This is a genomic window from Psychrobacter sp. DWR1-2-3, from assembly GCF_049896465.1.
GTDB classification, from domain to species: Bacteria; Pseudomonadota; Gammaproteobacteria; order Pseudomonadales; family Moraxellaceae; genus Psychrobacter; species Psychrobacter maritimus.
The window spans coordinates 1-22529 of record NZ_JAFCUJ010000004.1 but is presented as its reverse complement, the minus strand read 5'-3'; the positions used below and the strand labels follow the sequence as shown (position 1 = coordinate 22529).

Below are 22529 nucleotides of genomic sequence, written 5' to 3'. Positions count from 1 at the left end.
AGATATCATGCTTACCGCTCTTTACATGAGCGGTAAGCTCAATTTTTATATTAATACCTTTTAAAAACTTGGAACCTTTATGCCCACCTCGACGCCGAATGCTGAACGCCCATCGACACGACAGGGAGACTACAATCCGGCGGAATCTAACGGCGAATATAAACTGCTGTATTTGCAAGAGTTGGTCGCGGATAAAGCCTATGAGGCCATTACCGAGTTTTTAGCCAAGCAATCAGAATATGAGATTGCCAGCTTATTAGAATCGTTTCCTAGCCAAAATCGCTTATTGATTTGGGCACAAGTACCAGAAGATATCAAAGGCGAAGTGCTTGCAGAGCTGGAGTTTGATACACGCCAGCCGCTGTTAGAAAACGTCTCTTCAAAAGAGATATCACTTTTTACCCAAGACCTTGATGCGCAAGATATCTCCGAGATTCTAGATACCGTTACCGAAAGTGTGCGCACCTCGGTGATGGCAACTCTAGATGAAGATATTCGCATTCAGGTCAATAAGCTCGATACCTATGCCGACTGGGAAGTTGGTAGCTATATGGATCCTGATCTTATTCAGATTAGAGACGATATTACGCTAGCAGAAGTACAAAACTGGCTGCGAGAAAATGACGATTTACTCGATGACGAGAGCCAAGAGCTATTGGTCGTCGGCCAAAGCCAGCAATTACTCGGGCTGCTCAGTTTGGTCGATTTGATTAAACATGACCAACGTACCCTAGTATCGGCATTAATTGATGCGGCCATTACCATCAATGACCGCTTAGACATTCAAGATGCGGCAGCGATTTTCCGTTCAGAAGACATTCGCTTTGCCCCTGTGATTAACAGTCACGGCGAGCTGGTCGGTCAGTTAAATGGCGAAGATATCATGGAGATTATCCAAGATGATGTCGATAGCACCATGAAAAACCTTGCTGGCGTCAGCCAAGATGAAGAGCTGTTTGCGCCCATCCTAACCAGTGCTAAAAGCCGCAGTATTTGGCTTGGTATTAATTTATGCACCGCGCTCTTAGCCGCCGCAGTGATTGGTCAGTTTGAAGCCGTACTGGCAAAGGTCGTGGCGCTGGCGATATTAATGCCCGTGGTTGCCAGTATGGGCGGTATTGCAGGTTCGCAAACGCTTACCGTCGTCATTCGTGGTATGGCGATGGGTCAAATCGGTGGTTCAAACCGCCTATGGTTATTGAATAAAGAGCTGTGGGTTGGGGCGATAAACGGTATCATATGGGCGATAATCATGGCGTTTATTGCCCAATTGTGGTTTCATGACATTAAAATCAGCGCTGTCATTGGGCTTGCTATCGCGATTAATATGACCGCCGCCAACGTTTCAGGCATTAGTATTCCGCTAATGCTTAAACGGATGAACATCGACCCTGCGCTATCCGCCTCGGTTATCTTAACCACCGTGACCGATATTGTCGGCTTTATGTCGTTTTTGGGCTTGGCGAGCGTGTTGATTCTTTAGTCAATCGCCTATGAAAATCTGAAAACTAAAAGTTAACAATCAGCAGCTATTTCTATTAATAGTTGTTGTTAAGCATTTAAAACCTAACAGTTAAAAATGTGATTCATTCTGTTTACAACACCATTACATCGTTAAGTGAGTGCGTTATGCAAGCTGTACAAGTTAAAGTATTAAACCCTAAAATTACTGAAGATAAAGCGTTCTCGCTACCGACACGTGCAACCGATGGCAGCGCAGGTATCGACTTGCGTGCTTGCATTGACGAGCCATTGACGATTAAAGCCGGTGCGACGCATTTGATTGGTACCGGACTTGCGGTTTATATTCAAGACCCTAACTTTGCTGGCATGATTTTACCGCGCTCAGGTCTCGGTCATAAGCATGGTATCGTCTTGGGTAATTTGGTCGGCTTGATTGATGCCGATTATCAAGGTGAGCTGATGGTCAGTATTTGGAATCGCAGTAATGAAGATTTTGTGCTAAATCCTGCAGAGCGTATGGCGCAATATGTGGTTGTACCGGTTGCTCGCCCTGAGTTTGAAGTAGTGGCAGAATTTAGTGATACCAGCGCACGCGGTGCTGGTGGTTTTGGCCACTCTGGTCGTCAGTAGTCCGTACTGATTTACCATTTTAATTGTTGATTATGATGACAATCTAAAAATCATACTAATTTAACAATCATGATAACTTAACAATCACGACAATAAGGAGAGTAAGCGATGCCGTCTTTTGCTGCGCAGCAATCCTTATTTCGTGCTTATGATATTCGTGGTTCGCGCCAGCAGTTTACCAATGACTTTATTCACGCATTGGGGCACGCTTTTGCTCATCTTTATCAACTTCAGCAAAATATTGATAGTAAAAAACATAGCGCAAAAAATAGCAAAATTAGCAGTGAAAACAATCGCCAAAGCACTAATGAAAAAACCATTGTCGTGATTGGTTATGATGTGCGCTGTGATAGCAATACCATTGCGCAGGTACTTGCTCATATTTTGTCTCAGCAAGGTATACAAGTCATTCAACTTGGCTTAGTGACCACGCCTATGATGATTTTTTGGGCGGAGCAATATCAGGGACATGGCATTATTGTCACTGCCAGCCATTCTGCTAAAGATATTTTAGGGGTTAAATGGCTAGTCAATCATATCTCGCCTAGCAGCGCAGACATTGAGGCGCTATATCATCAGCTGGGTATTGATAATGCGCAAAACCCGTCTTTGGACAGTATTGCTAAGCCCATTTATCATAAACAACAGCAGTTATCTGCTCAGCAAGTTGCAAGCGCTTATAGCGACGCCATTACGCAAGTTTTTAAGCAAATTTATCAACATAATAATCAGCCTCTTAATCAGACCGCAGAAGATAGCCAACTACCCTTCTCCAAACTTGATTTGGTGGTAGTCATTGATTGTATGCACGGTGCGACTAGCAATATTGCTAAGCCTTTATTTACGCATTTTTGCCAAAGTGTCATCATGCTTAATGATACGCCAGACGGTGACTTTCCCGCCGGCAATCCGGATCCTACTGAGCCGCAGCGTCTTAAGCAGTTGCAGCAAAGCGTGCTTTTGCATCAAGCAGATATAGGTATCGCCTTTGATGGTGATGGCGATCGGTTAATGGTGGTCGATAATCGGGGCAAAGTCGTCACACCTGACCATCTGCTTTATCTGTTGGCAACGGTAGCTGTCAATCAGCGCCCTCAGCCTTTAAATGAGTCATTATCAAACGCTCAAGTGCTCTTTGATATTAAATGCTGCCATCATTTACCAAAGCTTATTACTGAGCTTGGCGCAACGCCTGTGATTAGTAAAACAGGTAGCAGCCTGATGCGGCAACAAATACAGAATTCTGGCGGTCAAATTATCTTTGCCGGTGAATTATCTGGGCATTTTATTTTTAATGATGGCTACTTTATTCTTTATGATGATGCCATTTATGCAGCATTAAGACTGCTGCATTGGTTAGCTAAACCACTGCCTGCTAAGCCGAATTGTGCGAGAAACTTAGCTGATATCATTGATAATTTACCCGTTATCGTCAGTACGGCTGACCATTATTTACCGCTACCAGAAACCGCTCTTACCGACTGTTCCATCGTGCAGCAACTGGCAAGATTCTGCCAGTATTTACAGCAATTGGTTCATGTGACATCAGCAGCTTCTATTACCCAACCTGACCCACAAGCAATCATTAGCTGTACGCCATCAATTTGTACTTGTTCGGCTAAAAACCAATATATGACTTTAGATCAGGCGCAAGCCTTATTGCCATTAGGCACTAAGCTCAGCTGTATCGATGGAGTACGTTTGGATTTTGCCCGCGGGTTTGGCGTATTACGTCAATCAAATACCAGTCACAATCTGACCGTGCGCTTCGCCGGTGATAGCATCGCCGACCTTACCGATATTCAAACAAGGTTTGCCGCTTTATGCCGCCCATTTAACGAGCATTTAGCCACGCAAATTTTGGCTATTGTTGCTGAATAGGTAGTATTTAACTGATTTTTACCATTTATTTTATTAGAGAACGTCTTATTAGAGAACGCCACACAGAAACAGAAACCCTCAATTAATCCACCGCTTAACCCTGTCTTTTAGGAGCTTGTCATGACGCTTAATTTGGATGAAGCCAAAATTACCGCAGAAGTATTAACCACGGCGCTGCCTTATATTCAACGCTTTGTTGATAAGCTCATTGTAGTTAAATACGGCGGCAATGCCATGACCGACCCTGCGCTTGAAAGCTCCTTTGCCCGTGATATCGTCTTATTAAAAACCGTTGGCATGCATCCTGTGGTCGTACATGGCGGTGGTCCACAAGTGGATAATCTGTTAAAAGAGCTTGGTCGTCAATCTGATCGTATCGACGGTATGCGCGTGACTGACAAAAGCACGATGGATATCGTCGAGATGGTACTCGGCGGTAGCGTCAATAAATCTATCGTTAGCTTAATCAACAAGCACGGTGGACGCGCGATTGGTCTGACGGGTAAAGACGCCAATTTAATCCTAGCTAAAAAGTTAATGATGGAAAAAATCGGCACAGATGGTATTGCCGTGCCGGTCGATTTGGGCTTTGTCGGTGATGTGGTCAGCGTCAATAAAGACGTGATTAATATGCTGATTGCCTCTGATTTTATCCCTGTTATCGCCCCTCTTGGCGTCGATGAAGAGGGCAATACTTATAATATCAATGCCGATTTGGTCGCCGGTAAAGTTGCAGAGTTTTTGCAAGCTGAAAAGCTCATGCTACTGACTAATATCAAAGGGGTATTGGGACGCGACGGTGAAGTCGTGACTGGATTAACGCCAAAGACAGTCGATAGCCTTATTGAAGATGGTACGATTTCAGGCGGTATGATTCCTAAGATTCAATGTGCGCTTGATGCGGTACGTAGCGGCGTAAAAAGTGCCGTTATCGTTGATGGTCGTGTGCCGCATGCGACGCTGTTGGAGATTTTTACCAATAAAGGGGTTGGTACACTTATCAGTCGTGATTTAGACTTACTTAACGAATAGCTGTAATAGTTTATGAAAAAATCCCGAGCTTGGTTTACAAGTTCGGGGTTTTTATTTATCAAAGCTGCTTAATTTAGAATCGTTTAATAAGCGCAAAACTCTACGTTACTATGGCTACTGTTGCCATACACTTTCATGTGGTGATTGCCTTTGCGCTGGGTGATATAAGAGTTTTCATTTTCATAGCGATCGCCGCTCAAACGCCCATCTGGCCCTGAGACATAAGCGACACTGATTTGGTCGTCACCGACGTTACGAATCACTAAGTTTTGATCAGGCAGCAACCATAAACGAAATACTTTACCATTTTTAAGGTTGCCACTAAAATTACCGCAATAGCTGTCTTTAGCAAAGGTAATTTTGGTTGACGTATCAGCAGCTTGCGCGGTGACAGTTAATAAAGGCGCTAACGCAAACGCTGCTATCAATATTAATTTTCTCATAATCTTATCCTCGTCCGTGAACATGATGAGCCAGCAAACTTAATTCTAATAATAATTTATAATTTGCCAAACTGATAGCTTTTTTATGAGCACTTATTTATAAAAAAAACCGCCTCAAACTCAGCTTCATTAAAACCACATAATAGTATCGGCTGACCATTATTTTTATCTGCCAGCTGACCTTCAACTATTGGACGCTTAATCATACTGGTATTTTCTATCAGCAAATCAATGGCGTTATTGACCTTTTCATCAGCGGCTTGTTTTTGCTCATCGGTGAGTTTACGCCATGTCGTACCACGCTTATTCAATACTTTATCGATACCTAGCTCATCTACCCAACGCTGTACGCTGTCTTTATCAATGCCTTGTTTTTTATAATCGTGAAAATCATAGCTAACGCCCAGCGCGTCAAGCTTAGTAAACGCCTTTTTCATGGTGCTACAAGATTTGATACCGTAAATAGTGATGGTCATAAAAACTCCAAATCAATGATCATTATTTTGTTTATTATACCTAACAGACATCAGCATTTGGTTTATGACGACGAAAACATTCATAAGCGTATTCACTTTGCAGATTTATCGCCTTTACGGTGAGCAAACACCCCATCATATCGTCGCAATTTTTGCCAAATTACGCTATGCTATGGCATTGTAAAATTTTACCCAATTTATCTGTAACAACCTATTCCGAGCCAACTATGAGCAACGCCGTGACAGCAGAAACTGCTAATACTACCCATACCAATAATATTTCTATCGATAACGCCCAGTATCAGCCGCAACTTATTGAAGCGGCGCAGCAAGCCAAATGGGCAACTGACAAGCGTTTTGAAGTAAGTAATGAGCCAAGCGACAAACCAAGTCGCTATATGCTGTCGATGTTCCCTTACCCAAGCGGTAAGCTGCATATGGGTCACGTGCGTAACTATACTATCTCTGATGTACTGAGCCGTTATTATCGCCTAAAAGGCTATGAAGTCATGCAGCCAATGGGTTGGGATGGTTTTGGTCTGCCAGCAGAAAACGCCGCGATTGCCAATCAAACACCGCCTGCCGAATGGACGTTTGCCAATATTGACAGTATGCGCGCGCAGCTTAAATTGCTTGGTTTGTCTATTGATTGGTCACGTGAATTTGCCACTTGTAGCCCTGAGTATTATCAGTGGGAGCAGTGGTTGTTTTTACAGTTATACAAAAAAGGCTTGGTTTATAAAAAGCTTGCCACCGTCAACTGGGATCCGGTCGACAATACCGTATTAGCCAATGAGCAAGTCATTGATGGTAAAGGTTGGCGTAGTGGCGCGGCAGTCGAAAAGCGCGATATCCCAATGTATTATTTTAACATCACCGATTATGCTGATGAGCTGCTTGATGATTTAGACCAGTTAGAAGGTCATTGGCCATCTGAAGTGCTAACCATGCAGCGTAACTGGATTGGTCGTAGTGCCGGTATGGAAGTCCATTTCCCTTATGAGCTGGCTGGCGAAACCAATACCTTAGATGTGTTCACGACTCGTCCTGATACTTTGATGGGTGTGACTTATGTCGCAGTCGCTGCCGAGCATCCGTTGGCACAGTATGCGTCTGAGCATAATGAAGCGATTGCCCAATTCTGTGCCCTTTGCAAAAAAGGTTCGGTTGCTGAAGCGGACTTAGCCAAAGCTGAAAAAATCGGTATGGATACAGGTCTGACGGTGACCCATCCATTGACTGGCGAAGAAGTGCCAGTATGGGTTGCCAACTATGTACTGATGAGCTATGGCTCAGGTGCGGTGATGGCGGTTCCTGCCCATGATGAGCGCGATTATGAGTTTGCCACCAAATATAATTTGCCAATTAAGCAAGTGATTGACATTCCTGCAGGGTATCTTGATCAAGTAGAAGCCGATGCAAAGGCAAATAATACCGAAAGCAACCGTGCTTATACCGAACGCAATACCTTAGTCAATTCAGGCGAATTTGACGGCATGGACTTCGAGCAAGCGTTTGAAGCCATGCTTGCTAAACTTGAGCCACAACAACTTGCGAAGAAAAAAATCCAATACCGTCTGCGCGATTGGGGTGTTTCTCGCCAGCGTTATTGGGGCTGCCCTATCCCAATGGTCAACTGTGAGCATTGCGGTACCGTACCAGTTGAAGAGCAAGATTTGCCGGTTGTCCTACCAACTGACGTCGTCCCTGACGGCCGCGGTAATCCACTAAAAAATATCCCAGAATTTGTCAATACCACTTGTCCTAAATGTGGCAATCCTGCTGAGCGTGAAACCGATACCTTTGATACCTTTGTAGAGTCAAGCTGGTACTATGCGCGCTTTGCCAGCCCACACGATACGACTAATATGGTCAATAAGTCTGCCGCCAATAAATGGTTGCCGGTTGACCAATATATCGGCGGTGTCGAGCATGCGGTTATGCATCTGCTTTATGCGCGCTTCTTCCATAAACTGATGCGCGATGAAAACTTGGTCTCAGGTGATGAGCCATTTGCCAATCTAATGACCCAAGGTATGGTACTTGCCGGCACGTTCTACCGCGTGAATAGCGATGGCAGTACCACTTATTACTTTACTAAAGACATCGATATTGACTTTAACGAGCGTGGTCAGCCGATTAAAGCCATTTTAAAATCAGATGGTCAGCCAGTGACGATTGGTAAAATCGAAAAAATGTCGAAGTCAAAAAATAACGGTGTCGATCCACAAATTACCATTGATAAATATGGCGCGGATACCGTGCGTTTATATACCTTATTTACTGCACCTGCTGACCAAACGCTAGAATGGTCAGATGACGCGTTAAAAGGTCCTTATAACTTTGTGAAAAAAGTATGGCGCATTGCGACCGAGCATATGCAAGCACTTGCCGACGCAAATTTAAATCTTGATACGCTAAATAGTGAAGCACTCAATACGGATAACTTAAGCAAAGAAGCAAAAGCCCTACGCCGTAAGACCCATGAAACGATTGGTAAAATTGATAGTGATTTGGGTAAACGCCTAGCACTTAATACACCAGTTTCTAGCCTAATGGAGCTTGCTAACGAGCTGAGTAACTTTAAGGCAAACAGTGAGCAAGACCTGCAAGTCCAGCATGAAGCACTGATTGATTTATTGATTATCCTATCGGTATACGCGCCGCACATCGGTGAGCATTTGCTTGAGCAGTTAGGAATGGATACCGTCACCCTAAACTATCCAGAAGTCGATGCAAGCGCTCTAGTGCAAGACATGATTACGATGGTGGTGCAGGTTAACGGTAAAATGCGCGGTAAAATGGATGTCGCGCCTAATAGCGATCCTGAGCAGCTGAAAGCGCAAGCAAAAGCGCTTGAAGGCGTGGCAAAATTCCTTACTGGCGAGATTAAAAAAGAAATCGTCGTACCGAACAAACTGGTTAATATTGTGGTTGCAGGCTAGACCTTTTCAACGTTATGTTTTTAAAAACTGGGTTTTTAGACGTTGCGCTTTTAAATGCAGCGTTTTCAAACCTAGTGTTTTAAACCCAGCATTTTTAGACAGTGCGTTTTAGGTCTTCTTATCAAAATAAGGATAGCGATTATGTCGTATAAGCACCGAGCTTTGCAGGCACATCAAGCAAAATCAGACGGAAAAAGCAGCATGATTCGTAAATCAGGCACCCAAAAACTGCTAACAGCGCTACTGACAGCATTGCCAATATTTGCGGTATTGGGTGCAGGTGCCAGTCTCAGTGGTTGCGGTTTTCAGCTACGCGGCTATGATGCACCCATGCTATTTGATGTTGCTAAGACAGCGGTAATTATCGAAGACAATCGCACCTCGTTTCCATTGAAACGTCCCCTAACACGCCGTCTACAATCATTGGGTGTTGAGGTTATTGATAATATGACCTTGGCTGATGTGGCCAGCAATAACCAAAAAGCGGGCGCAGAAACCATTGCAGCAATTACGGTTAATAATGTCCGTTTTAAGCGTTATGAGCTGGTTGGTGTCTTGACAGAAATCCGCTTGGTGATGTCAGCTGATGTCAGCTATCAAAGCGTAGAGAATGGCAAACCTGTGACACTGACCAACCCTATCCAAGTTGAGCGCAGCTATCAATATAATGAGGCATCGGTGAGTACCGATGATCAGCAGGGCGAGCAAATTCGTGATTGGCTTTACGACAGTTTAGCGCGCCGAATTACCGATCAATATGTGGCGATTGCGCTGCCTAAGGTTGCCCCTAACAGTGGCAAACCAGCTATGCAAAATGGTAAAGGTTCAGCATCTACTGCTGTTATCGTACCGCAATCTTAAGGTTGCTATTTTTTCATTTTTAAACATTCATGTTTTAACAATATCATTGTTAAAAAATAACCTTAATAACGCTGCCTTTATTTAAAGTGCTTTTTCATTTGAAGTACTTTTTAAAACAATGGCAGCGTTACTCCCCTATTCATAACCTTGTGTCATTCTCTCTATGCAAGATACTTTTATACAAGCTTATCCAAAACTGCTACAACCTTCCGTTGCAGTAGCAGGCTTGTGGCTGGCACACGGTGATGAGCCCTTACTCAGTCAATGGCTTATCGATGCGCTGCGTCCGCATTGGCGCGCGCAGAATTACGCCATTAAACGTATCGAGCTGGTGTCAGTAAAGAGCTGGCAGGAAGTATTGTCAGAGCTTGGCAGTCAGTCTTTATTCGATGATGCTAGCGCGCTTATCGTGACAGGTAACCATAAACCTGATAAAGCCGTTATTGCCGAGTTAGAACGTTTTGCCGTCGATGCACAGACAGGAGCTCATAGTCATAGCTTGTTATGGCTCACGCCAAAGCAGGATAAACGCGCGCAAAGCAGCAAATGGTTTGCGCCATTTGCGCAATATGGTCACGTTATCGACTGCAATTTGTATAATGAGCAGCAGCGTCAGCAGTTATTGCAGATACAAGCCCAGCAGTTTGGCTTAACATTGTCGCAAGAAGCTTGGCAGTTACTGATGTCACATACCGAGCATCATTTGCTCAGTGCTTATCAAACCTTATGGCGGCTATCGTATTTATTTGCGCCGCAATTGATGGCAAATAGTAGCAGTGACAGTCATCATAGCCATAGTGCAAATCTTGATAATAATTCTAGCCCGCCTATGACAAACGTGGCATTAGATATTAATGACTTGCAAGCGGCATTGGTCAGCGATGCCCAGTTCAGTGTATTTGATTTATCCGATGCGATGCTTGCTGGCAATAGCGCCCAAGTTGCTAAAATCATCTTTCAATTAAAAGCGACTGATGAGCCAACCACCTTGGTTTTATGGGCGATTAGTAAAGACATGCGGCAGATTATGCAATTGATGGACGGACAAGACCCGCAAGCGCTTGGCATTTGGCGTAGTAAGCAAGGCTTATACCAGCAAGCATGCCGCCGCCATTCAAAAGCTCAAACTGCTGCATGGCCTGCTCTGCTTTATAAATGTGACCAAGCGATTAAGGGCTTAGTGCGCCAGCCAGCGTGGGAGTTATTACTGCAAGCAGCGCTTGAGCTATCAGGGCTAAGGTTATTTCAAGCACATTAAATGATCAGGCAAGCATATACTGATTTCAATAAAAAAGCAGATAGCGGGATAGGAATGAGTTTTTTGCAGCCTCTGTCGGCGTAGGCACAGCAAGCAAAAAAAACGTATTCCTGTCCCGCGTCATAATCTAATATATTTCTTTTATTTATTATTAACTCTACGGCGTAGCTTATTAAAGATAAAACATCACTTTTTCTTATCTAGCCCTTTTTATAGGGTTATTTTTTGTCTGCAATTTGTCGCATTATTACTACCACTATTTCTCCTCTTAACGTTTCGCAAACTAATTGCCATTCCCTTTTGTCCAGCAAGCCTCTACTATAGCTACACTTGATTTAACTGTTATTGGATTGTTGTCATGCGCAAAATGAGCAAAAAGTCTGCTATTAAATGGGGCATTATTGCCCTCGTCATCATAGCTTTAGGGGCTTTGGCCTATAAAACCTTTAAACCAAAAGAAACCACACCCAACTATCTAACAGCGACCGCTGAGATTGGCGATATCGAAAATAACGTCATGGCCTCCGGTAAAGTTAAGGCGTTAAATACCGTCGATGTTGGTGCGCAGGTCTCGGGTGAAGTGACGCGGCTGTTTGTTGAAGTCGGTGATGAAGTGCAAAAAGGCGATTTAATTGCGCAGATTGATCAGGTTACCCAAAAGAATAATTTAAGCAATGAGCAAGCGAGCCTTGAGCAAAGTGAAGCGGCATTACAAAGTGCCCGTGCCGAGTCGCTAAGCCGTCAGGCAAGCCTGAAAAGTGCGCAAGCGGATCTTGCCAGCCGTCAAGCTGAGCTCAGACAAGCACAAGCAGACTTCTCGCGCCTACAAGGCTTACTGGCTATCGATGCGATATCGCAGCAGGATTATGATACGCAAGCGACAAAGGTTGCCACCGCACAGGCATCGGTCGCCAATGCGCGCGCTGCCATCGAGACAGCAAAAGCCGCAATAGCGACTACCGAGGCGAATATCAATAGCCAACAGGCGGCATTACGTAAATCTCAAACCAACGTTAGCACCGCGCAGGAAGATTTAAGCTATACCACCATTCGCGCGCCAATGTCAGGGACGGTAGTCTCGGTGACCACTGAGCAAGGGACGACGGTCAACGCCAACCAAACTGCACCGACCATCGTTACCTTAGCCGATTTATCGACCGTGCGTATCAATGCGCAAATCTCTGAAGCCGACGTCATTAACGTCAAAGCAGGCTTGCCTGTTTATTTTAATATCATCGGTAATCCCGACCAAAAGTATGATGCGACCCTTAAAGCCATTGAACCGGCTCCTGAGAAAATCAGCGATACCAGCTCGACCGATGCCGCCATCTACTATGTCGGTTATATCGAAGTGCCCAATACCGAGCGCCGCTTTCGCATCGATATGACCGCGCAAGTGTATATCGTTATTAATCAAGCAAAAGATGCACTACTTATCCCCTCTGCTGCCCTACAGCCTGCCGGTAAATCTAAAAAATCCAGCAAGGCTAAAAAAGAGTCACTCACTGCTAATAATACTGTCAACGATAATGCTAACAATGACTCGGCTGCAACTATGGCCATGGTGCGTGTGCTTAAAGCCGATGGCGAAGTGGTCGAGCAAACCGTTAAAGTCGGTATCAATAACCGCGTCAATGCTGAAATCTTAAGCGGTCTTAATAAAGGCGATGAGGTTATATTAAGCGAAGAAGGACCGGATAGTGGCAAAGGCAGTAAAGGTGGCAGAGGCGGTCGACCGTTTTAATATTTAAAAGGTGCTAGAAAACCGCTGTAAATAAAATCGTCGCTAGCAAAACATCAGCTTTGGCTTTGATAATGACTTAAGATTTGAGATAAGCAGGATAGCAAATGAGCAACCAAGACCTAACTTCTAATGTAACTGATACGCCGTTGATGGAAGTCAAAGGACTGATTAGAGAGTTTAAAGCTGGCGAGCAGACAATTCGTGTGTTGCACGATATCAATTTGACCATCAATCAAGGCGAGATGGTCGCTATCATTGGACAATCAGGCTCAGGCAAATCAACCTTGATGAATATTTTGGGCTGCTTAGATCAAGCAACTGCGGGCGATTATAAAATATTTGGTCAATCGGTCAGCCGCCTAGATGCAGATGAGCTGGCAAAACTGCGCCGTGAGCACTTTGGTTTTATTTTTCAGCGCTATCATCTATTGGGCGATATCAATGCCCGCGACAACGTATCTGTACCGGCAGTCTATGCAGGGATGGATGGACAAGCGCGCAGCGAGCGTGCCGAAAAACTATTGTCAGATTTAGGATTGGCGGATAAGGTCAATAATCGCCCAAGCCAGTTATCAGGCGGTCAGCAGCAGCGTGTCTCTATCGCAAGGGCGCTAATGAATGGCGGCGATATCATCTTAGCCGATGAGCCAACAGGCGCGCTAGATAGCAAATCCGGCGAAGATGTCGTACAAATCCTCAAAGATCTAAACGCGCAAGGTCATACCATTATTATGGTCACCCACGACCCTAGCCTTGCCGCCCAAGCTGAGCGCGTCATTGAAATTAAAGACGGTTATATCATCGCCGACTATAAAAACGAAGATTATCAGCAAGCAGAAGCCCAGCCAGCGGCGATGATAGATAAGCACCGTAAAAGCGCCTTTAGCAGCTTTATCGACCGCTTATTTGAAGCCTTTAAAATGTCCTTACTTGCCATGCGCGCCCATAAAATGCGCACTTTATTGACGATGTTAGGGATTATCATTGGTATTGCTTCGGTGGTATCAGTAGTTGGCCTTGGCAAAGGCTCTCAAGCGCAGATATTATCCAATATCAGCTCCTTAGGTACTAATACCATTACTGTTACCGACGGCTATCCCTACGGCGACCCTAGGCGGCAGTACAACGATGACAACCTAACCCCACAAGACGCCCAAGCGGTCGCTGACCAGCCTTATGTGGTCAGTGTCAGCCCGCAGCTCAATAGCAATATGAACGTGCGCTATCGTAATATCCAAGAAGCCGCCAGTATCAGCGGCGTCGGTAAAGATTATCTTGATGTCAGCGGTGAGAAGCTGGCACTAGGTCAAGGCTTCGATGAGCAAAGCATCTTGCGCCGTACCCAAGATATCATTATCGATGATAATGCCAATAAGACCTTTTTTCCTGACAATGCCAATCCGATTGGCGAAGTATTACTGATAGGTAGCGTCCCTGGGCGTGTGATTGGGGTTTTAGAGCCAAACGATGGTGGCTTTCGTCGCAGCGTCGATTCGCCCACGTTATATATGCCCTATACCACCATGATGTCGCGGCTGATAGGCAGTGCCTATATTGAGAGCTTTGTGGCGCTGATTGACAATAATATCTCCTCTGCTGCCGCTGAATCTGCCATCGCGGAGCTAATGACGAGCCGTCATGGCACCGATGATTTTCGCATCCGTAACTCCGACTCTATTCGTCAAACCATTGAATCTACCACAGCTGCCATGACGTTATTAATATCTTCTATCGCTATTATCTCGTTAATTGTCGGGGGGATTGGCGTGATGAATATCATGCTAGTCTCCGTGACCGAGCGCACCAATGAGATTGGCGTACGCATGGCCGTCGGTGCCCGTCAAAGCGATATCATGCAGCAGTTTCTCATTGAAGCCGTTTTGGTCTGTATTTTAGGGGGCTTATTGGGTATAGGCATGGCATTTGCCATCGGTGAGCTGATTAACCGTGTCGGCGGCGATAGCTTTAAAGTCATTTACTCATCGACCTCTATTATTGCCGCCTTTGTGTGCTCAACGCTTATCGGAGTTGTATTCGGCTTCTTACCTGCTCGTAATGCTGCCAAACTAGATCCAGTAGAAGCACTTTCTCGAGATTAGAATAATTTTAGGACTAACGCTAAAGGTAAACGTCAAAAAACAAAGTTGAAAACGCCCTATTAATAGGTTTTTAAAGTCTCTAAAAGCCAATTAATCCTTAAATTTAAAAAAATATGATTAATTTGCATGGATTTGCACTTTTTTTAGCATTCGGGGTTGTAATTGTCATAATTATATATATAATGTGCTCTCACGTTTAGAGATACAAATAATCTAAACGGGTAAACAAGCTTATTGTCTCTTTTGATATTGATTCATGAATAGATAAAGAAATGAAGCTTTAAGACATTGTTTTTGATGTCTGGTTTTAATAAATTTCCCTTTAAGGAAATTTATCTTGCGAAGCTAAAATTGTCATGCAATTTTTTAACGCTTCTCAGGGCCGATAGCTCAGTTGGTAGAGCAGTTGACTTTTAATCAATTGGTCCCGCGTTCGAGTCGCGGTCGGCCCACCATCTTTAGTATTACCCTTATCATGTATGCTACCCTATTCGGTAGTAGCGTAATAAGTTTTAAGAAGCTTTCTTTTAGAATGCTTTACAGAATTTACGAAAATGTAAATTCTCTTGCAGAGTTAAAAAAGCAGCGCTTTTTTTATACACTCTTCAGGGCCGATAGCTCAGTTGGTAGAGCAGTTGACTTTTAATCAATTGGTCCCGCGTTCGAGTCGCGGTCGGCCCACCATCTTTAGGAAAGCCCAGTCATTTTATGATTGGGCTTTTTTTTATGCTTTTTTTGGCTAAATCTTTTATTACAGCTGTAGTTTATAGCGTAAACGTTTTAGCTTTTAACGTTTACGCTTACGAAGGCTAAAACCGTCATTTTGTCGCCAAAGCAATTTATGCTTAATGGTATCTTTAATGGTCCGCCGATATTTAGGCGCTTTAGCAATCAGCTTGTCAAAAGTAGCGGCATCAATACCCAACTCACAACCATGCGCCATCATGACATTTGACGGTTTTAAATCTTTTACCTTTTGTAGCGACTGAATATAAACTTTAGGATCATAAATGGGAAATGGCGCGACAAATTTATGGCGCAGCTTAATGATTAAATCAGCGGTATACACCTGACGGCTTGGCAGATGAAACAAGGATAAATCACGATCCGTATGCCCGGGCGTTTCAAGTACTTGCCAATCGTCAAACTGGGGTATCGTATCACCATCGCCAACCGTCAAATCAGGTTGCAGATGCGCGCTATACCACAGCCTTGTAATAGCACGCCCTTGCCGCCTGGCCACATAATGCGCTAAACCGATATCCACCAGATGCATAACTCGCCCGCCAACACCGCTGTACCACTGGCTCTCTTTCGCAGCAGAGACGATCAAGCAGCCAGTTGCCGTACGCAGTTTGTGCGCGCCGCCCGCATGATCTGGATGCATATGGGTGACGACCACTACTTTTAAATCGCTGATTGGGCGTTTAAGAGTATTTTTAATATAACCCAGCACCAGCGCCACATCAGGACGACAGCAGCCGTCTAATAGCATCAATTTATCTGGATAAACCGCGAGATAGCTACTTTGAATATACCCATCCAAGCGTACGATATGACATAAACTCATTTATCTTCCTTGACCGCTTTCCTGTCCTTCCACTAGCAAACCAGTGACGTATTAACGATATGTTTTATTCACTTTATTACTAATAAAATGAAAATTCGTCCTTTAGTATAACGCCCATCCCTTTAAAATAAATGACTTTGAGTGAACGCTTCTGACTATAGATAAATAGTTTATATGGCTTTTATTGGACATTTAAAGCGCGGAGATAATAAAAAACCCAGCACCTAGTTATGACTAGCGGCTGAGTTTTTTATTATTAAAAGAGCTAACTATTAAGCTAAACTATCAATTAAGCCAAGTCACGCACTTTTGGCTCCCGTTCCCATAGACGCGATTTGGCATTTTCGATAAAGCTATCAAGTTCAGCCAGTGGCGTGACAAAAGCATCTTTTTCAATTGGCAATTTACTTAAGATAAATTCATCGGTCGCCCCGCAATAAGCAATGGCTTTACAATGCGCATAAGCATCATTAAACCAATCAAGAGTGGCACTGTCTTTAGCCAGCTTCTTTGCTTGCTCAGGCATAATGATACTGACCACCGCATCAAACATCACTGACGGACCACCAGCTACGCGCTCGTCGGCTTGTATGCGAGTATCATCGTCTAAAACCACCTCTTTACTTGGCGCGACGATTTTCACACGAGCGCCCGCCGCTTTCGCCGCCTCTTCAAACTTCTTAATTTCACTGTGTTTTGAGCCTTCTGCGACTAAAATGCCAATTAAGCGACTTTTTAGGGTTTTAGGCGTCAAGCCAATCGTTTGTAATTTATCAGAAGTCGCCATATCTTGTATCGGCGCAGCAGGCTCTGCTGCTTCTGGCAATTCCATACCCAATGCTTTTGCAACACGCTGTGCCAAATCTTCATCAATATTCAGCAGATGGCCAAGCATACGCGTACGAACATGGGCGGTATCTACTTTACCCAGCTCAAAGGCATAGGCTGAGGCAATATGCGCTTGCTCAGTTGGCGTTTGGCTAAGGTAGAACATGCGCGGCTGGCTATAATGGTCGGCAAAGCTCTCAGCGCGCACGCGACCTTTGACACCATCATCTAGCTGCTCATGGAACGACTCAAAGCCTTTTTTAATACTTTCACGCGGCCTTGTTGGGTCAAGGCTTTGTGGCTCATAAAGGACGCGCGTTTTTGGTACGTGCATCTGCATATGACCGTCTTGCTGATTATTAGCAAACGGACATTTTGGCGCATTAATCGGAATTTGCGCAAAGTTTGGTGAGCCCAAACGCGACAGCTGCGTATCTAAATAACTAAACAGGCGACCTTGCAATAAAGGGTCGTTACTAAAGTCGATACCCGGTGGCAGATGCGATGGACAGAATGCCACTTGCTCCGTTTCGGCAAAGAAATTATCCGGATAGCGATTCAACACCATTTTACCTACGATACGTACTGGCACCATTTCTTCTGGAATCAGCTTGGTGGCATCTAAGTGGTCAAACGGAAACTCATTGGCTTCCTCTTCAGTAAATAGCTGGACGCCAAATTCCCACTCTGGATAATCGCCATTATTAATCGATTCAAATAAATCACGGCGATTATAATCGGGATCTGCACCAGAGATTTTAACCGCTTCATCCCAAATCAGCGACTGCACGCCAAGTACCGGCTTCCAATGGAAACGCACAAAGGTACTCTTGCCGTCCTTATTAATAAAGCGATAGCTATGAATACCAAAGCCTTCCATCATCCCCAAGCTACGCGGCAGTGCGCGATCGCTCATCAGCCAAATGACATTGTGCATGGTCTCAGGGCTAAGCGAGACAAAATCCCAAAAAGTATCATGGGCAGAGGCCGCTTGCGGGAAACCACGATCCGGCTCTGGTTTTACCGCATGAACAAAATCAGGAAATTTCATCGCATCTTGAATAAAGAAAATCGGCATATTGTTACCGACGATATCCCAGTTGCCCTCTTCAGTATAAATTTTCACCGCAAAACCACGCACATCACGCGGCGTATCTTTTGAGCCTTTATTACCAGCAACCGTAGAAAAACGGGTAAATAATGGCGTTTGCTTACCTGTTTCAGTCAAAATCTTAGCAGTGGTAAATTCTTCTAACGATTCGGTCAACTCAAAATAACCATGGGCAGCACTACCGCGTGCATGGACAATACGCTCTGGAATACGCTCATGGTCGAAGTGATTAATCTTTTCGCGTAAAACAAAATCTTCTAATAGCGTTGGACCACGTGCGCCCGCCTTCAGGGAGTTTTGATTGTCAGAGATGACCACGCCTTGTTGGGTCGTCATCGCTTTAGTATCGCCATCGGCACGCTGATGGGTTTCACCGCCATTGCCGCGTTCAGTATTCATATCTTTAGCGGGGTCGGTATGATCAATATTATTATTCATAAAATATCCTAGCTAATGAGTAAAAATGAGCGATAGATAGCCCATTTAATAAGCGCTAACACAGTTTTATATCCTTAGAGATGGTTTTGACTTCATATGTCGTTTAATTTTCTGTGTTGCACGGCTGATTTTAAAAGATGAAAAAGCTTTTAAATATTAAGACACTTAAGCTCATCAATTATATTACTCAAAAACTACGGCAGGTATGTCACATATATCGTTAAGCGTGTTGATATTTGGTTAAGCATGAAACGCGTTGTCACTGCGTGAAGATACGCCTTTATAACGAGGCGTTAATGAGGTTGTTATTGAGATTACAGGCAAAGGTATATTAATAGGCGTTTATGCTGAGGAATTAGGCACTCTTAACAGCGCCACTTTGAATTTTTTAGCGGATAAATAGAATGGACATTATCAATAAGGGTAAGTTGGCATTGTTAAAGCACATTTTCTAGAGTCTAATATGCATTAAGATTGCTTTTGAAAGACCAATATCTGGTTATTAGCCGGCATCATATAGGTATTAGATAGCACTAGATGATGTGTATTTGCCAAAGCTATCACGTCTTCTAGATGACGAATACCACTGTTGCTATCACGCTGCCGCAAGCTATGGTCAAATTGACGATTACTTTCACTGCTATAACGGCCATTTTCGTTAAAGGGTCCATAAACGATGAACTTACCATTTAAAGGTAGCATATCGCCGACCAATTCAAATAACTTGCTGACCAAAGACCACGACATAATATGCAAAGTATTGGCGGTAAATACTGCATCATAAGGCACAGCAACAGCCTTATTTATCGGCACCGAATCACACGATACATCAAAAGTAAGCGGCGCATATAAATTAGGCGCAGGATAAGCAGCATGCCAAGCGTTGATAGTCGCATGATGAGCGAATACATCACTGGTCTGCCAGTTTACATGCGTCAATCGTGGTGCAAAATAGACACTATGCTGACCGGTTCCAGAACCCGCTTCTAACACATGAGTAAAGTCTTGCAACTCTTGCTGTAAGATTTCTAGAATCGGCTGCTGATTATTTTCACACGCTTGAGAGAATGGCAGTCCAGCCGTAAGAGTAGACTGTTTATTATCTGAGCTACGATTAACCATAAAACCTCTTATCTTGATAATAACTAAATAGCAACGGGATATAAATTACCAACCAAGTATCAATAAATTAAAGATTAAGCACTAATAAATACCCGCTTCTAGCCCAGCTGCCAGTGTCATCGCCAGCTCTTCGACTTGCTCAGTAAATCCCTCTTGCCAATCACCTTGTAAAATCAGCGCTTCTTGAATCCATTCCCAACGCAGTCCGGTAGTAATCGTTTTCATAGCAAACTTAGTGCCCGTGCCATCATGACCTGCGCGAATATATAACGCAAACGGCATGCCCTGCTTCTTCTCTAACACCGGATAATAACAGCGATCAAAGAAATCTTTGGTCAGTCCTGCCATATAAGCCAAGTTCTCAGTCGTCCCTAATAACAGCGCATCGGCTGCTAGCACATCTTCAGGCTGGGTATCTTGGGGAGATTTGAGTATGACATTGATATCTATATCGGGATGATTGGCACCATCGTAAGCCGCTTGTGCCAATTTTTTGGTATTAGGCGACGGTGCATGTGCGACGATAAGTAAGGTTTTGCTAGCCATATCAATCACCCTTATAGAGGTTACTAGTTTTTATAATTAATAGTCACTCTTTGAATAATATCAGGATGGATACTTTTAGCAACCGGACAAGTCAGCGCGGTGTTATAAAATATCTTTTGCGTCTTGTCATCTAACTCTTGATTAAAAGTAATGGCAATATGTACTTCGCTGACACGTCTTGGGTCAGCAGCCATTATTTTGGTCACCTCGCTCGTAGTACCTGCGATATCAATCTCCATATCACGCGCTTTAATACCAATAATCGTCAGCATACAACTGGCTAAGCTGGTCGCTAACAAATCAGTAGGAGAAAACGCCTCACCTTTGCCTTGATTATCTGTTGGGGCATCGGTAATGATTTCATTGTTTGATTGCAAATGAATGGCGCTAGTACGCAAATCGCCTTGATAAGTTACTTTTGAGGTTGTCATAGGATTCTCCTAGATAGTTATAGTTGTTGGATTACCGCTCTTTAAAAACTTTAAAGAGCCCGCTAATAGACAATAAATATTTCAGATTTGTTAGTTAAAAGTGAGATTTTAGTCTTAGAGGCTTTTAGAAGAAGGGTTTATATTTAACGTCCTGCTAACCAGCAAAAATATTGGAATACAATCGAGGAGCGATAACAAAAAAATTGTCAGTTTAAGTAATTTATTATATGTTCTTCCATTTCTTAGGGTCAGTTCTAAAACCTAACGCCTGAACTCTTCGTAAATTATTGAAATTAGAAGATAGTTTTTCGAATACTTCAGTCAAAGTATTATTAAATGCTTTCAAAGCAAAATTTGTACTCATACCATCTTGCCAATTTTCCCAAGTTTTTTTACTCACTCGATTAGACATGCGTAAATAGATTTGTTCATTGCACAAATCTATATAATTGTATATTTCATTATTAGTACTAAATATTTCAGAAGGAGAAAGCTCTTCGTCAATTAATGCTTTGTAAGGTATACGTTGAATTATATTACGATACTCTTTATTAATTGAATCCTCGAATATCACTCTCTGCTGTATGTTACTTCGAATTATTTGCCAAACAGCAACAATGACACCAAAAGTAGTTGCATACGGAGCTAAAAAAGCATATTTAGTTAAAAAATCAATGATAATTAATCCCTAAAATTATAACACCTAGTCAAAAATTCAATACTAGTTAGATGAATTAAGCGACGAAGAAACAAAAACCAAGTGTTATTTATGTTGGTTAAATCACTTATTAGTACCACTTACCTCTAAATACTCAATTACTTTTTCATTAAAAGGAATATTAAAACTATTTATTGATGTATTAACTGATAGCATTAGATTTTCATAAGACCCAGAACAGTTTTTTTGAACATAGTCATTAATACTATCTACAGTATTTGAAGGAAGTATGTATATTGTTTCCTGTCCATAGGATAATTGCATCGGGAGCTGATTACCATTATGATCTAATTGTGCAACCATTAAAGCAACATCTGAATCTTTAGAGTAAATAGAAAGTGAGTTTAGATTACTTGGTTTGTTACCAGTTGAAGTAACCTTGACAGCTAATCGCTCTGTCATATCTGGTAGAAAGACAAAAACATCAAATACACTTGTAAGATTCTCACCGTTAATCTTTTTTTGTTGTTCAGCTAGCCAAAGTGAAGTGAACACTGCCGCCAAAGCACCGAGTCCTGCAACCCAACTTCCCATTGCACTTAAAGAAGGAATAATTACTTCCGTTAAAAAGCTTTGGTCAGAATTAACCCCTACACTAACCCCAATTACGAAGCTAAGGGCTGAGGTTATAACGATAAATACTATAGCTAAAATTAACTTTATATTCTTACAATCCACGGAATCTTCCTTGTAATACTAATGATCTATTATCCTGAAAATCTAGTAATAATATCTCAATCAACAGCATATCATACACTATTCTACACTTGTTGATAATGTAGGAACTAATAGGTATTGAACCGCAACTTCTGGACAAAGAAAAGCCCCTCAACAATTAAGTTGAGGGGCGATTCAGGAATAGAGAGCTGACGATGACCTACTCTCACATGGCCGGAGCCACACTACCATTGGCGCGATGATGTTTCACTTCT

17 protein-coding genes and 2 tRNA genes are annotated in these 22529 nt (G+C 43.2%); 11 read left to right on the top strand and 8 right to left on the bottom strand.

Annotation, left to right across the window (positions count from 1 at the left end; all coding sequences use genetic code 11):
• Positions 1-79: 79 nt before the first annotated feature.
• From mgtE to argB, 4 genes are all read left to right on the top strand, one after another.
• A complete protein-coding gene (gene mgtE / locus ACP7AA_RS08710) occupies positions 80-1483 on the top strand; it encodes a magnesium transporter (RefSeq protein ID WP_296173609.1) in 1404 nt (467 codons plus the stop codon).
• 146 nt (positions 1484-1629) lie between these two features.
• Entirely contained in the window at positions 1630-2094 is a 465-nt protein-coding gene (dut, locus tag ACP7AA_RS08705) for a dUTP diphosphatase (protein WP_149489623.1), read from the top strand.
• Between the two features lie 108 nt (positions 2095-2202).
• Positions 2203-3975 carry a phosphomannomutase gene (locus tag ACP7AA_RS08700; protein WP_426223298.1) on the top strand — a complete coding sequence of 591 codons (1773 nt, stop codon included), beginning with the start codon at positions 2203-2205 and terminating at the stop codon, positions 3973-3975.
• Positions 3976-4095: 120 nt separating this feature from the next.
• Positions 4096-5007 carry an acetylglutamate kinase gene (gene argB, locus ACP7AA_RS08695; RefSeq protein ID WP_426223297.1) on the top strand — a complete coding sequence of 304 codons (912 nt, stop codon included), beginning with the start codon at positions 4096-4098 and terminating at the stop codon, positions 5005-5007.
• 83 nt (positions 5008-5090) lie between these two features.
• Here the strand turns inward: argB and ACP7AA_RS08690 are convergent, their stop codons facing one another.
• The gene (locus tag ACP7AA_RS08690) at positions 5091-5450 is read right to left on the bottom strand and encodes a hypothetical protein (protein WP_200662861.1); all 360 of its coding nucleotides are present in this window, start codon (positions 5448-5450) and stop codon (positions 5091-5093) included.
• 83 nt (positions 5451-5533) lie between these two features.
• Entirely contained in the window at positions 5534-5926 is a 393-nt protein-coding gene (locus tag ACP7AA_RS08685) for an arsenate reductase (RefSeq protein ID WP_426223296.1), read from the bottom strand.
• A 227-nt stretch (positions 5927-6153) separates the two neighbouring features.
• Here ACP7AA_RS08685 and leuS point away from each other — a divergent pair, with 227 nt between their 5' ends.
• The 7 genes from leuS (at position 6154) to ACP7AA_RS08650 (ending at position 15517) form a co-directional block, all read left to right on the top strand.
• Positions 6154-8871 carry a leucine--tRNA ligase gene (gene leuS, locus ACP7AA_RS08680; RefSeq protein WP_426223295.1) on the top strand — a complete coding sequence of 906 codons (2718 nt, stop codon included), beginning with the start codon at positions 6154-6156 and terminating at the stop codon, positions 8869-8871.
• Between the two features lie 141 nt (positions 8872-9012).
• Positions 9013-9732, top strand: coding sequence for an LPS assembly lipoprotein LptE (gene lptE / locus ACP7AA_RS08675; RefSeq protein ID WP_426223294.1), 720 nt, complete (start codon positions 9013-9015; stop codon positions 9730-9732).
• A 163-nt stretch (positions 9733-9895) separates the two neighbouring features.
• Positions 9896-10990, top strand: coding sequence for a DNA polymerase III subunit delta (locus ACP7AA_RS08670; RefSeq protein ID WP_426223293.1), 1095 nt, complete (start codon positions 9896-9898; stop codon positions 10988-10990).
• Positions 10991-11348: 358 nt separating this feature from the next.
• A complete protein-coding gene (locus ACP7AA_RS08665; RefSeq protein WP_426223292.1) occupies positions 11349-12734 on the top strand; it encodes an efflux RND transporter periplasmic adaptor subunit in 1386 nt (461 codons plus the stop codon).
• 104 nt (positions 12735-12838) lie between these two features.
• Positions 12839-14833, top strand: a complete 1995-nt coding sequence (locus ACP7AA_RS08660) for a MacB family efflux pump subunit (RefSeq protein ID WP_296173636.1) — start codon at positions 12839-12841, stop codon at positions 14831-14833.
• 379 nt (positions 14834-15212) lie between these two features.
• Positions 15213-15288: transfer RNA gene (locus ACP7AA_RS08655), tRNA-Lys, on the top strand.
• Between the two features lie 153 nt (positions 15289-15441).
• A tRNA-Lys gene (locus ACP7AA_RS08650) sits at positions 15442-15517 on the top strand.
• 103 nt (positions 15518-15620) lie between these two features.
• On the opposite strand, the gene ACP7AA_RS08645 is transcribed toward ACP7AA_RS08650, so the two are convergent.
• The 6 genes from ACP7AA_RS08645 to ACP7AA_RS08620 form a co-directional block, all read right to left on the bottom strand.
• Complete coding sequence (locus ACP7AA_RS08645) at positions 15621-16403, bottom strand: MBL fold metallo-hydrolase (protein WP_426223291.1); 783 nt, start codon at positions 16401-16403, stop codon at positions 15621-15623.
• 289 nt (positions 16404-16692) lie between these two features.
• Positions 16693-18780: a catalase gene (locus ACP7AA_RS08640; RefSeq protein ID WP_426223290.1), complete on the bottom strand. Its 2088-nt coding sequence runs from the start codon at positions 18778-18780 to the stop codon at positions 16693-16695.
• Between the two features lie 468 nt (positions 18781-19248).
• The gene (locus ACP7AA_RS08635; protein WP_426223289.1) at positions 19249-19902 is read right to left on the bottom strand and encodes a DUF938 domain-containing protein; all 654 of its coding nucleotides are present in this window, start codon (positions 19900-19902) and stop codon (positions 19249-19251) included.
• Positions 19903-19983: 81 nt separating this feature from the next.
• On the bottom strand, positions 19984-20448 hold the full coding sequence (locus ACP7AA_RS08630) for a flavodoxin family protein (protein WP_426223288.1): 465 nt from the start codon (positions 20446-20448) through the stop codon (positions 19984-19986).
• Between the two features lie 23 nt (positions 20449-20471).
• The gene (locus ACP7AA_RS08625) at positions 20472-20879 is read right to left on the bottom strand and encodes an OsmC family protein (RefSeq protein ID WP_426223287.1); all 408 of its coding nucleotides are present in this window, start codon (positions 20877-20879) and stop codon (positions 20472-20474) included.
• 781 nt (positions 20880-21660) lie between these two features.
• Positions 21661-22275, bottom strand: a complete 615-nt coding sequence (locus tag ACP7AA_RS08620; protein WP_426223286.1) for a hypothetical protein — start codon at positions 22273-22275, stop codon at positions 21661-21663.
• Positions 22276-22529 lie beyond the last annotated feature (254 nt).

Excerpts from the sequence above, each read along its gene's own strand:
- ACP7AA_RS08700 (WP_426223298.1), top strand. The coding sequence starts at position 2,203 with ATGCCGTCTTTTGCTGCGCAGCAATCCTTATTTCGTGCTTATGATATT.
- ACP7AA_RS08635 (WP_426223289.1), bottom strand. The coding sequence starts at position 19,902 with ATGGTTAATCGTAGCTCAGATAATAAACAGTCTACTCTTACGGCTGGA.
- ACP7AA_RS08690 (WP_200662861.1), bottom strand. The coding sequence starts at position 5,450 with ATGAGAAAATTAATATTGATAGCAGCGTTTGCGTTAGCGCCTTTATTA.
- ACP7AA_RS08640 (WP_426223290.1), bottom strand. The coding sequence starts at position 18,780 with ATGAATAATAATATTGATCATACCGACCCCGCTAAAGATATGAATACT.
- leuS (WP_426223295.1), top strand. The coding sequence starts at position 6,154 with ATGAGCAACGCCGTGACAGCAGAAACTGCTAATACTACCCATACCAAT.
- ACP7AA_RS08660 (WP_296173636.1), top strand. The coding sequence starts at position 12,839 with ATGAGCAACCAAGACCTAACTTCTAATGTAACTGATACGCCGTTGATG.
- argB (WP_426223297.1), top strand. The coding sequence starts at position 4,096 with ATGACGCTTAATTTGGATGAAGCCAAAATTACCGCAGAAGTATTAACC.
- ACP7AA_RS08670 (WP_426223293.1), top strand. The coding sequence starts at position 9,896 with ATGCAAGATACTTTTATACAAGCTTATCCAAAACTGCTACAACCTTCC.
- lptE (WP_426223294.1), top strand. The coding sequence starts at position 9,013 with ATGTCGTATAAGCACCGAGCTTTGCAGGCACATCAAGCAAAATCAGAC.
- ACP7AA_RS08685 (WP_426223296.1), bottom strand. The coding sequence starts at position 5,926 with ATGACCATCACTATTTACGGTATCAAATCTTGTAGCACCATGAAAAAG.
- ACP7AA_RS08665 (WP_426223292.1), top strand. The coding sequence starts at position 11,349 with ATGCGCAAAATGAGCAAAAAGTCTGCTATTAAATGGGGCATTATTGCC.
- ACP7AA_RS08645 (WP_426223291.1), bottom strand. The coding sequence starts at position 16,403 with ATGAGTTTATGTCATATCGTACGCTTGGATGGGTATATTCAAAGTAGC.
- dut (WP_149489623.1), top strand. The coding sequence starts at position 1,630 with ATGCAAGCTGTACAAGTTAAAGTATTAAACCCTAAAATTACTGAAGAT.
- ACP7AA_RS08630 (WP_426223288.1), bottom strand. The coding sequence starts at position 20,448 with ATGGCTAGCAAAACCTTACTTATCGTCGCACATGCACCGTCGCCTAAT.
- ACP7AA_RS08625 (WP_426223287.1), bottom strand. The coding sequence starts at position 20,879 with ATGACAACCTCAAAAGTAACTTATCAAGGCGATTTGCGTACTAGCGCC.
- mgtE (WP_296173609.1), top strand. The coding sequence starts at position 80 with ATGCCCACCTCGACGCCGAATGCTGAACGCCCATCGACACGACAGGGA.